This is a genomic window from uncultured Shewanella sp., from assembly GCF_947491715.1.
In the GTDB taxonomy this organism is placed as follows: Bacteria; Pseudomonadota; Gammaproteobacteria; order Enterobacterales; family Shewanellaceae; genus Shewanella.
The window spans coordinates 17,293-29,038 of the sequence record NZ_CANLKR010000040.1; the positions used below are offsets into that span (position 1 = coordinate 17,293).

The 11,746-nt window shown below is 39.4% G+C and carries 10 protein-coding genes and 1 tRNA gene; 4 read left to right on the forward strand and 7 right to left on the reverse strand.

What is annotated here, in order from left to right:
• Positions 1-131: 131 nt before the first annotated feature.
• Together fabA and Q0779_RS19930 are read right to left on the reverse strand one after the other, a co-directional pair.
• Positions 132-647 carry a bifunctional 3-hydroxydecanoyl-ACP dehydratase/trans-2-decenoyl-ACP isomerase gene (gene fabA / locus Q0779_RS19925; protein WP_298775383.1) on the reverse strand — a complete coding sequence of 172 codons (516 nt, stop codon included), beginning with the start codon at positions 645-647 and terminating at the stop codon, positions 132-134.
• A 70-nt stretch (positions 648-717) separates the two neighbouring features.
• Positions 718-2,412 carry a S16 family serine protease gene (locus tag Q0779_RS19930; RefSeq protein WP_298775386.1) on the reverse strand — a complete coding sequence of 565 codons (1,695 nt, stop codon included), beginning with the start codon at positions 2,410-2,412 and terminating at the stop codon, positions 718-720.
• Positions 2,413-2,694: 282 nt separating this feature from the next.
• Between Q0779_RS19930 and Q0779_RS19935 the strand changes: the two genes are divergently transcribed.
• Positions 2,695-2,785: transfer RNA gene (locus tag Q0779_RS19935), tRNA-Ser, on the forward strand.
• Positions 2,786-3,071: 286 nt separating this feature from the next.
• On the opposite strand, the gene Q0779_RS19940 is transcribed toward Q0779_RS19935, so the two are convergent.
• Positions 3,072-4,283, reverse strand: coding sequence for a multidrug effflux MFS transporter (locus Q0779_RS19940; protein WP_298775389.1), 1,212 nt, complete (start codon positions 4,281-4,283; stop codon positions 3,072-3,074).
• Between the two features lie 150 nt (positions 4,284-4,433).
• Between Q0779_RS19940 and Q0779_RS19945 the strand changes: the two genes are divergently transcribed.
• On the forward strand, positions 4,434-4,865 hold the full coding sequence (locus tag Q0779_RS19945; RefSeq protein WP_298775391.1) for a hypothetical protein: 432 nt from the start codon (positions 4,434-4,436) through the stop codon (positions 4,863-4,865).
• 199 nt (positions 4,866-5,064) lie between these two features.
• The gene (locus Q0779_RS19950) at positions 5,065-6,309 is read left to right on the forward strand and encodes an alpha/beta hydrolase-fold protein (RefSeq protein WP_298775408.1); all 1,245 of its coding nucleotides are present in this window, start codon (positions 5,065-5,067) and stop codon (positions 6,307-6,309) included.
• Positions 6,310-6,440: 131 nt separating this feature from the next.
• Here the strand turns inward: Q0779_RS19950 and Q0779_RS19955 are convergent, their stop codons facing one another.
• On the reverse strand, positions 6,441-7,430 hold the full coding sequence (locus Q0779_RS19955) for a hypothetical protein (RefSeq protein ID WP_298775394.1): 990 nt from the start codon (positions 7,428-7,430) through the stop codon (positions 6,441-6,443).
• A gap of 27 nt (positions 7,431-7,457) precedes the next feature.
• Positions 7,458-7,937 carry a CesD/SycD/LcrH family type III secretion system chaperone gene (locus Q0779_RS19960; protein ID WP_298775397.1) on the reverse strand — a complete coding sequence of 160 codons (480 nt, stop codon included), beginning with the start codon at positions 7,935-7,937 and terminating at the stop codon, positions 7,458-7,460.
• Positions 7,938-8,624: 687 nt separating this feature from the next.
• On the opposite strand from Q0779_RS19960, the gene Q0779_RS19965 reads away from it, so the two are divergent.
• Positions 8,625-9,446, forward strand: a complete 822-nt coding sequence (locus tag Q0779_RS19965; protein WP_298775398.1) for a DUF3891 family protein — start codon at positions 8,625-8,627, stop codon at positions 9,444-9,446.
• Positions 9,447-9,460: 14 nt separating this feature from the next.
• On the opposite strand, the gene tolC is transcribed toward Q0779_RS19965, so the two are convergent.
• Positions 9,461-10,810, reverse strand: a complete 1,350-nt coding sequence (gene tolC / locus Q0779_RS19970; RefSeq protein WP_298775399.1) for an outer membrane channel protein TolC — start codon at positions 10,808-10,810, stop codon at positions 9,461-9,463.
• Positions 10,811-10,909: 99 nt separating this feature from the next.
• On the reverse strand, positions 10,910-11,659 hold the full coding sequence (locus tag Q0779_RS19975) for a hypothetical protein (RefSeq protein ID WP_298775400.1): 750 nt from the start codon (positions 11,657-11,659) through the stop codon (positions 10,910-10,912).
• Between the last annotated feature and the right edge of the window lie 87 nt (positions 11,660-11,746).

The following is an 11,746-nucleotide window of genomic DNA, read 5'->3' on the forward strand; positions in this document are numbered from 1 at the left end:
CATCATGGATATATTCGTCGTGAACAAAAAATCCCTTCATTCATGTAATGAAGGGATTTTATTTTGTCGGCTTGTGAGCGTAATAAACGCTTTTAAGCAGGGCTACTTTGTGTTTAATTAGAGATCAGTGATTAGAAATCTGAGGTATCCGTGAATACGCCCACTTTCAGATCCTTGGCCGAATAAATTTCACGGCCGTCTACTTCCATTGTCGCATCGGCAATGCCCATCACAAGCTTACGATATACTTTACGTTTGATAGTGAGCTTATAAGTGACTTTTTTCGCTGTAGGTAAGACTTGTCCGGTAAATTTCACTTCACCTACACCAAGTGCTCGACCTTTTCCTAGCGCTCCTTCCCAGCTTAGGAAAAAGCCAACCAGCTGCCACATGGCATCGAGTCCAAGGCAGCCAGGCATGACAGGATCCCCCGCAAAATGACAATCAAAAAACCATAGATCGGGATTGATATCTAACTCAGCAACAATTTCTCCCTTACCAAATTCACCACCATCACCATTAATTTTTGTTATACGGTCGATCATTAGCATATTGTCTTTAGGAAGACGAGGAGAGTTGGCTTCAAATAACTCTCCTAAACCAGAAGCAATAAGATCTGCTTTATCGAAATTGTTTGCGTTACCCATTGTATTTTTTACTCCAGCAATTTGAGCGCTTAGATTAGCGAACACGTGTAAGCTAAACAACTCCGATCAGCTAGAAAAAACGGATTTTTTCAAGGAATTTGCTCAAGAGTGTTTTTTCTTCCTCGGGATAACCCGCTAAACGATCTAACCTAGCCTGTACTAGACCATACAACGAATCTTCAGGGAAGTGATGGTCTGCATTGGCTTTTCCTGCTGATTTTTTCATTAGCAGTTCAACGGCTTCATCAATGTGCTCTACTTGATATATGCGAAATTGTTGTTGCTCAACAGCTTTAATGATAGCGGGCTTTAAATTGAGCTGCTGACAATTTGCGGTGGGTATAATCACACCTTGCTGTCCAGTGAGGCCACGTCTTTCACATAAATCAAAGAAGCCTTCGATTTTTTCATTAACGCCACCAATGGCTTGTACATTGCCAAATTGATCAATTGCGCCGGTTGCCGCGATACCTTGATGGATAGCTTGTTCACTGATGGCTGAAATGAGGCAGCAATATTCTGCCAGTGAGGCGCTGTCACCATCAATCTCTTGGTAAGATTGTTCAAAGACAATATTTGCATTGAGGTGAAGTGGGGCATCGCGGCCAAAAATACGGTATAGGCAAGCAGATAGGATCATCATTCCTTTTGCATGAATATTGCCACCAAGTTCAGATTTTCTTTCAATATCAGCAACCTCACCATCACCATAATGCACGGATGCCGTAATGCGGGCGGGTTCTCCATAACGATATTCGACAGTGTCGAGTACCGTGAGTCCATTTATTTGACCGATCAGTTGTGTGTCAGTGGACACATTAATAAACTTATCATCAAAATTTTGTGCTGAGAGTTGGGCAGAGGCATTGTGGCGTTGATTGAATTGATGAGTAGCCCTTTCGATATCGACATCCTTGATAGTGTCAGTTTGGCTGTATGCTTTTGCTTGAGCTAACACTTGTGCGATAAAAGTAGAAAGTAAAGTGAACCTTTGCTGGTGATCAGCCATTTTCGATGCGTAATTGAACAAAGGCTTAAGGCTCGATTGTGAAAGTGTTACATTTTGGGTGCTGGCAACGGCAATGAGCCAATTAAGATAATCGCTTTCACTGTACTGGCTGCGGTCGATTTCATGAGTCAGTTCGCCAAGTAGTGGAAAATGGGTTGAAAAGAGTCGTTCTTCTACCCAAGCATGGCTATAAAGTGATGAACTGCCAATGAGAACAATATTGGCTGTTAACGGGATTGGAGCGGCGGATTGGCTGATTCTATATTCCCTTTCGCATAAAATGTGCATCATAAGATCCCAAAGACGCTCTTGTTTTAATAGCGATTCAGCACATATAAACACATAGTCATATTGGCTTAGAGCACCACCTTGAGGAACATGTTGGGGAGGAGACGGTAAGTGGCTTGGTTTGCCAATCAAATCAGTACGTTTAATATTGCCAGCTAAATAGCAAAAACGTGTATTTACTGGGTGAATGTTTTTGACTAAGGCTGTGATGAAAGGCAACCGACTTATTCCTTCACTATCTGCGATGTACATATGTTGCTGGGGTATTTTTGCTAATAATGTAAAGGCATCGATTGTTCGCTCTTGACCTAATAATAGTGCACTTTTTGCATCAGCCTGAGGCGGATTGCCTTCATTTTGTAGGAAGGCTTTATTCTGATTGTCTTGTATTTGAGTGGTATGCTCTGCAATCTTCGGGATGGAAAATTGGGGTGATAAGGCTGTAGTTGGAATAACCGTTGAGTTCATAAAGGCGAACACTTAGCAATATAAAGAGATGATAATGGGATAGTAGCATATCTTTTTCAGTGCTTGATGAATTCATCTCTTTTTTAAAAGAGATGGTTGACTTTATTATAGGGCTAGCTAGTTAAGGGGAGAGTGACTGTAAGTCAATCCGTTGATTGATTATGCTAATAAAAGTGTGCTGGGGAAACTTCGATCGCTTTGTTGCTTATCTCAGCACTTAACTCATTTAAAGAGAGATAGCAGTTTACAATGAGAACAGGTCGATATATTATTCTCGCCACTGGAGAGATGGCAGAGTGGTCGAATGCACCGGTCTTGAAAACCGGCATGGGTTTGTAGCCCATCTAGGGTTCAAATCCCTATCTCTCCGCCAAATAAAACAAGAAAGCCCATCAGCAATGATGGGCTTTCTTGTGTCTACAACTTAATAGTCCAGTGGGTATGGAATGGTTTTGTAGCGCGACTATGTAGGGTTCAATCCCTATCTCTGTGCAAAATAAAACAATAAAGGCAACCTGTTAAGGTTGCCTTTATTGTATCTGGGATAAAAATGAAAACGGCATGGTTTTATAGCACGATTATGTAGGGTTCAAGTCCCTATCTTTGTGCCAAATAAAACAATAAAGTTGATCAGTAGTGGTCGTTTTTTATGTCAACCTTCAAGCCAAGTTATTGGTGGGTTTTATTTTTCGGTACATTAAACACAAGGCAGTTGCTAGGCAGCCTAATATTATCAGCGTTAGGCCTAAAGGGAGTGTTGAAGTGACCTTCCATTGTAATACAAATGTAGAGATCAGAAAGGCAAACACAAATTCGCAGCAGCCAAATAGCGCTGAGGCTGTACCAGCCATTTCGCCGAAAGGTTCAATAGCGCCGCCGGCCCCAGCGCCCAATAACATGGCTCCGCCTAGGCCCATTAGCATCATGGGCCCCATAAAACCAAACAGGCTTAAGCCAAAATAAAGATACCATCCAATCATCAACAGGCCACTGAGTGTCATGAGAATGGCCCCTAAAAATACCGTATTAAAGGTCCCTATTTTTTTAGCGGCAAAGCCACTGATAAAGCTACCGATGAAAAACACAATGCCTAGAGAGGCGAAATAAAATCCAAAATGATCCGGTGTGATGTGCAGTAGAGAAATAATGATGTAGGAAGAAGAAGAAAAAAAGGTTAAAAACCCTGCAAACCCGCATGAAGCGCACATAGTAAAGATGAAAAACGTTTGGTTGCTAAAAATGTGGGCATAAGTTTTCAATAAACCGGTGGACATTGTTGTTCGTTTTGTCATTGGTAAGGTTTCATTCAGTGTGATACTCACCGACAGTAAAATCATCAAACTAATACTAGCCAGCGCCGCAAAGGTGATACGCCAATTAAACCAATGTTCAATATAGCCACCGATGATGGGGGCAAGGATGGGGGATAGGGCTATGGTTGAATTTAAAAAGCTATAGACTTTTGCACAATCATCACCTGAAAAAAGATCTCTGACAATGGCAAACGCCGATACCATCATGCCACAAGCGCCTATTGCCTGCACGATGCGACCCATAATCAGCATGTTAATATTCGTTGAAAGCGTACAAATGATAGATCCTATCGTAAAGATAGTAATACTGGAGAAAATAATTCGAAGCCTGCCAAATTGGTCGCTTAATGGTCCCATTAATAATTGGCCTAAACCTGCCATTAATAAAAAAAGACTAACGGTTAACTGTACTGTTAATTGACTGGCATTAAAGTACGCTTTAATGGCTGGAATGCTTGGGACATAAATATCTAATGCTAAGGCAAAACTAAAAATTAAGGGGGCGAGAATGAGTATGACTGCAAACGTTGAACGTGATTGGATGGTTTTTGGGGTCAAAGGTGCTGCCCTTATTTAAATGATCATCTTAAGTTTAGCCAAGTTTTATTGAGGTGAAGGTTATATGAACAAAAAAATGAGATAATGCTGATAGAATGGGGCTTAGAGGAGTGGTAGAATGAATGTTTCAAGTTAGATTAAGGCGGTAATATGAAAGTATACTTAAAGGCTCCTGTGATGATGTTGACCTTACTTCTGTTATCGGCTTGCGCGAATAAAGTATTAACAGAACGTACTGAGAATCAAGCTTATCAAGGCCAGTCGATACATGATTTAATGAGTGATATTGGAAAGCCTCAAGATGAACGGGTTGAGTATAACGGTGATCGTGAGTATGTATGGTCATTTACTCAAGGGCTTAAACAGAGTGATAATCAACTAGAAAGTGTCATTAAGCCCAGTTTGAATAAGGTCAAGCTTGATTCGTTCCAACAATGTCAATTTTCGGTATTAACCAATCGTAATAATGTCATTAGAAGTATTAATTTTGAGCTTGATTCACCCAGTTTCGATCCAAAATACTCTTCAATGTGCATTGAGGTTTTAGAGAAAGGGATTCCTATCCTTGCCAATGCGTATTGAATTTATTGCTCAAGATTGTTGTTGGTCGTTTATTTTTAATTTCTGTTATTTTTTGAGTTGAGCTGGTATGTTCCTTTATGGTAATGCCCTGTTTTAATTAGATGAAATGGGCATAAAACGCATATAGGATCAAGGTTGGTTCTAAAATAAGTAGAAATGGATTATGATAAAATCAATAGCAAGGTGCTTATGTTTGGTTGTGTTATGTTTTTCTTCGTGGGCGTTCTCTGCCCAGATTACTTTAGGTGAAAGAATCATTTTTGACTCATTATTGCTTAATGAGGAACGTCAATTTCAGGTGCTGTTACCTGAAAATTATCATGCTGATGAAACCACAGATTACCCCGTTCTCTATCTTTTAGATGGGGACTATTTGTTTCATGGGGTCTCGGGGATGTTAGATTTGTTAGCCAATAAAGGACAACTCATTCCCGATCTTATTGTCGTGGGGGTGGCGGATAAAGGGACAGACAAATATCGACAATATATGACGCCTCAGGGTTTAAGTGCCCCTCGAAAAGAGAAAGATAAAGGCAAAGCGTCAGAGTTTTTAGCTCATATCAATGAAGAGCTTATGCCTTATATGGCCAAACATTACCGCATTGCTGATAATGCGATATTATTTGGTCATTCTATCGGGGGGCTTTTTGTCTTGAATGCATTACTTGAATCACCTGATCATTTCAACAGTTATTTATCATCGAGCCCATCTGTTTGGTTAAATGATTATGCGTTTGTTCAGCGGGCGAAAAAAGTGTTCGCCAAAAGCCAACATGAGCCAGTATCTTTATATTTATCTTTGGGTGACGAGACTCGCATGGGGCAATATGGCCTGCTTGATGTGTTAGATGATCTACAGCCGAAGCATATTAAGTGGCAATTTACTCATTACCCAAATGAAAATCATGTTTCGGTGGCATTGGTGAGTCTTCGAAATAGCCTTAAACATCTTTTCAATGGCTGGTTTATTCAGGAAAAAGTACTGAATAACATTCACTCAGCTGATGATATTGTTGCACATTATAAACCCTTATTAGCCTTATTTAATATCAAACAGGCTATCCCCACTTCTAGCGTTAGGGCGGCTATTCGTTATTTTTATCGGAATGAAAAACAGGCTGATATTGAGGCTTTTATGCAAAAAGTGAAACAAGATCTGCCGAGCTCAGAATCGGCTTTTGTGATGATGTTGGCGAGTTATCGAGGGCATTTTGATTCGACTCAAGCAGGTATTGCGCTTTTATTGAGTAGAGAAACAGATTTTAGCCACTCAATCGAATATATCAAGGCGATAGCCGCAGAATATGAGAAGGCTGGCAATCAAAAATTGGCTGTAGATTATTATCAAAAAGCATTTACTCTTGCAAAAAATCAGCATGTTAATCAATGGCAAGTGAATATCATTGAGGCGAAGTTATTACAAATGAATACGATAAAACAATAAATTGTTACTGTGACAATGGTGAGGTTACGTAATGAGCAACCTCACTCTTCATATTGGTTTGTTTCTGTTCAATAAATCCGTTCTTTTTTTGCTAGTAAGGCTTTAGCGATATCCTCGTTTATATTCTTAGACTAGACAAGAAGGTGAACACATTGTTTGGGGGGCGCAAATTCACTATTGGCACTCTCTAAGTTTGTCATGGTTTGTTTTCTTGCGAGTTGGTGTAGCTCTAAACTCGATTCAAGTTTTATTAGTTGCGATTTAAGAAGAGCATTTTCTTGTTGTACCTGTTTTAATTTTTTTTCACTTTCCGTATTGGCTTCGAATTGTTTTGCATTGCGGCTGGATGTTTTTAATCGATTTCCCTTATTTCTGGTGTCGGTTATTCCAAGATCGAGTCCCATGCCTGCCACACTGCTGGTCGTACTTTTCCCCATCTTTATCATCGATAAAGTACTGCCAATTGCACCTGGTACACTGGCAGCAGATGTTGCACTGCACCATAATGTGCTTACAGTGAGCGCTGTTTTTAATACAACTGATGTCGTATTGGCCCAATATGTGGCATCTTCATTATTCATGCCCATTTTATCAAGCATGGTATAGACGGCATTTGCTAAAGCATCTGAGCCCATTTTAAGGCCATCTCCTCCTCCAGCTTTGCTGCGCCAATCGGCAAATGCGCAGCCCGCATCAGAAACCACAAGGGCAAATGCAACACCAGACATTGCCATGACCGGAACGCCAGCTCCGCCTGTTAACACAGTGGCTGCAATGGATAAGCCTAATCCTACACCGGCCAAAGCAACATTAAATAAGGCCTTAAAAAAGTTCTTTTTGGCGAGCTCAACACCATTATCTTTTGCTTTTTGGGTGAGCTCTGTTGAAAGTTTTATTAAATCCATCGATTCTAGCTTTTTTTTATTAAGATCACTAACCTCTGATAAATCCAATGCTTCTACTGTTCTGTCAATAGGGCGCGTCACATGTACCCAATCTGAACTTATATTCGAAAGGGGGACCTGCGTGCTATCAAATTTACTGGTTGATACTTTTGGTTTTTCTTGAGGGGTAGCGAGGTCTAGTGCGGCCCTACTACTTCTACCAACATTTTGAGTCATGAGCATTCTCCTTAATGAGGTGTATAACTAGCCAATGATTTCTTGAAGTAAATTCTGTGCTAGTGTTCTTATTTCTAGCTGAACAGGATCGATGAAGCTTTGATCTATGCAGGTTTGTAGGGCTTCAATAGACTCAATAGGTCTGTCTATCGAGGAGTAACATTGGGCAATTCGAAAGGTCACGCCAGCATCACAAGCATCCATTAAGGCGGCATAGCCGTAAAAAGAAAGGGCATTTTCAAATTGATCTAAGGCATGTAAACAAGAGGCGAACCCAACAATATAGGCTCGCTTCCAAGGGTTATTCATCACTAAATAAGTGAAGGAGACTAGGGCTGATTGCATGTTTTGTTGCTGATACTGTTCAAGGGCATCTCTGTAGGCATTATCGAGTTCAGTGCCTGTCACACCGTTATATTCAGCTTGAGTTTGATGTTCTCCAATGGCACGCTGTATTGCGTCTACGAGCTGATTGAGTTCAGGAGTCATCTGTTTACTGCTTGTCATTTTTCCCCCTTATACCGCAAAGTTTGCTAATTATTTTGGCATTAGTTTTTAGCTTGGTCTTTTTAGTACGTTTATTCATCTTTTCATTGCATTTTATTTTTGGATAAATGTGATGGAAATAGATAAATTAACCAGTGTTAATGTAATAATAAGTTGATGGGGAAATAAATTGCTATCACTTTTATACTCAGAGCGTTATAAACTCATCAGACCAGATTGGGCTTTGTTAGACCTTGGTCTTATTTGAGTTTTATTTTTGGTTGAAAGGTGAGCGATAGGGAATGGATAATCAATTTTGAACGCCTTTTTCGTTCCTATAATAAAAATGGTCAGTGCAGAGCAATTGTTTTGCATGTGTGAACAACAAGGGGTATTAATTAGCTCAGGCAATTTGTTTAGTAGTCGAGATTGTTATCAAGATTGTTTTAGATTGAATATCGGTTGGCCTTTGAATGATGATATTAAAGCGCAGTGACAGATCGTGTGTCAGAGCTGTCATAGATTGACTTATTTTGAATGATGCTGGTAGAGAAGTCTTTTTTGTTTTCGCATGATTGAGAATGGTCCAGCTTCTATCGAGGGTTATTTCTATGGCGAGCGCCTAGTGAGTGACGTTCAGTTGAGCATGTGACGACTCGTGCTACATATACTGCTATATTTGATGATACGGTATAAAGAGGTTAATACATGATTGTGCAAAGTGCTCCTCAGGGGGAGCCTCATTTCATTGTGACAATGGCTGAGCACTGTTTGCTAGCAGGGCGATTCGCCAAACTATTTGGTAATGCTTATTTTGAGCCTGTAGTGCCCTTAAATGAGATGCTCTATCTTATTAACCATCACGATCGAGGGTGGTTTGAGTTAGATGCCTTTCCCTGTGTGGATCCTCAAACTGGCTTACCTTGGCATTTATCCAATACGCCTAATGCATTAAAAGTCACCACTATGATGAAGTCAGTTAATTTTAATCAAGCGCATCATCTTTATTGTGGTTTATTAGCTGTCATGCATATGTGGGGAATTTATCATGGTCGCTATGGATTAAGTAATAATGCCTTGATTGATACCATTCCTAAGGAATATAAGGATGAATTTAATCAACAGTGTATTTTATTGGAGCAAAGGAAAACTTTGCTTGAAACGCAATTAAAGCAAGATTCGATCACTCAAGCTTGGTTAAAACGATATCTATGGCAAAATTATAAGCAATTACAATTTTTTGATACTTTATCACTTTACTTTAGCTGTACTTGTGCATCACAACGACAACCACATATTTTTGCTCAAGTCCCAATGTCAGCGACAGCAACTCAAACAGTAACAATTCAGCCATTAGATAATCATCATTATTTGATGAGTCCTTTCCCCTTTAAACATAAAACGGTGAGCTTACGTTTTAAAGGGCAATATTTACAGTCTGCAAAAAGAGATAAGCCTGAATTATTTCAAGCCCTCAAGGATGCGCCATTGCAGGAACAAATTGTGAACATTGTTGAATTAAAAACATAAGTATATTGCTCACCTTAACTTGGTTTTGTAATAGGATCACTTGGGGTTATCAAGCCTTCATTGATATCAATTAAATCTTTTTTGGTGAGTGTTCCTGCTGCTTGTTTTAGTGCTAATACTGAATCGATGTAATCATAGCGACTTTGTGCCAATTCACTTTTTGAATTGTATAAGGTGCTGGTGGTATTAAGGACGTCGACTATGGTACGTGTGCCCACCTCAAAACCCGCTTGTGTGGCTTTGGCTGCTATGTTGGCAGAAACAACCGATTGTTTATAGGCTTTTATTGTGCTTATGGATGCGTTCACATTATTGTAATCACTGCGTACATGTTGAATGATGCTACGATGGGTTTGCTCTAATACTTGACAAGCGTTAACGTAATCATCTTGAGCTTGTCGTACTTGGGAGTTGATCTTGCCCCCTGAATAAATAGGCACATTCAGATCGAGCGATATTGATCCCGTATTGTAGTTATAATTGTTCGGATAACTTGAATTATTAATATCTTCACTGTATTTGTTAGCACTGGCATCTAAACTTAATGTCGGTAAATGACCTGCTTTATAGTAATTAATATTTTCTTCAGCGATTGTTTTCCCCACACTATCTGAGAGTAGCGAGAGATTTTTGTTATTCGATATTGTTACCCAATCTTGAATATTGATAGGTAAGATAGGACTGGTTTCAAAATGGGCGGTGTCGAGAATATTAAGGTTTTTATCATCAACACCTGTAATAGCTCTCAGGCTTTCATAATCGTTAGTTAAGGTATTCTTCGCGGTAATGGACTGTGCGGTGGATAAATCGTATTGTGCTTGAGCTGATTGCACATCGCCAATGGGTGAAAGCCCTACTTTAAATCTAGCTTGAGTTTGTGAGAGTTGACGCTTGTAAGCCTGCTTTGCTGCTGTTTTAAAACGATAGTCATCTTGAGCTGTGAGTACGTTGAAGTAGGCTTTACTGACCCTAACAATCAAGTTTTGCAGTGCTGCGGCATAGGTAATATCCGCTTGAGCAGCGGTTTTCTCAGCAATGGTCAACTTGGACCAGAGGCGACTATCATAGATAGGTTGCGATAGGGTTAGGCCTGCAGAGGCAACATCGCCACTTGTACTGAGGCTGGAATACTGATTATCCCAAGAACGAGAGGCGCTAAGCGTACCACTGATATTGGGTAATAAATCGGCTTTGGATTGATTAATATTCTCATAAAGTGAATCACGTTTTGCTTTAGCTTGCAATACAATAGGATCGTTGTTGAGTGCTTGTTTGTAGACATCGAGTAAGCTTGTGGCATGCGCTGTTTGAATGGAAGCTAATAAGATTAATGAAAGATACAAGCTGTGGCGTTTCAGTTTCATGTGTTTATCCTCTAGGGATGGCCACTTTTCGTTGAATGGCGTTAGAGTGATTGTCTCAGATGCTAATGGGTTTATTTATAGGAGAATAAAAGGAAGCGATTAAGGGGGCATCAGATAATCTTTCAAGCAAGCAGCGGTAATCCCATTTTCTTTTAACGCAATAAATAAGGCCGAAGAAGAAAATCCTTGGCAGTTGAGCTTGGTTTTAATGGTGTCGATTCGCTTGCGCTCTGCTGTTTGACTGCATTGATGTTTCCAAGCAATTTCTTTTAATGAATTGAGTTCTAATAACCAATGTATGCTCTCCATTTCTTTACTGGTAAATTTTATTTTTCCAAATTGGAAACACTCATGTTTGACATCAATATCTAGGGGGTTAAGTGTTGTAGGGCATTCTAACTTTTCTAGAGGAAGAGGCTTTATATTGAATTTACACCAAATCGAGCTGGAAATACTGCTAATGATAGGTTTTTTTGCATATAAAGAAAGCAGATCTTTGTCTTTTAGGCTTCTTTTGGTTGCGACAGAAAAAATATCAACAATATTACCATAATTATCTGTAATATCAGTCTTATACTTTATATTTTTATTTTTTAATACCTGCTGATGTTCATCATCCATGTGATCCCATGATTTTATTCCTGTGTTGATCCTTTGTCCTATTTTTTTATAGAGACCCGATGACCAATATTCGACTAACCAATCATAGTCTGTTGAAATAGGGTAAATTGTTCTGTTATCTATGTTTAATTTACTAAAGAATGTGTGGATAATTTCTTCTTTTTGTTGCATTATTTGTTTTTTGAAAAAAGCGCATGCTTGTTTTATTTCTGCTGAATGAATATCCATCTTTTCTCCTAAAATAGAATACGTTATTTTAAGATGTGCATTCTTATTTTCTGACTGCTTACCAATACTGATTTAAAGTGCCTATTG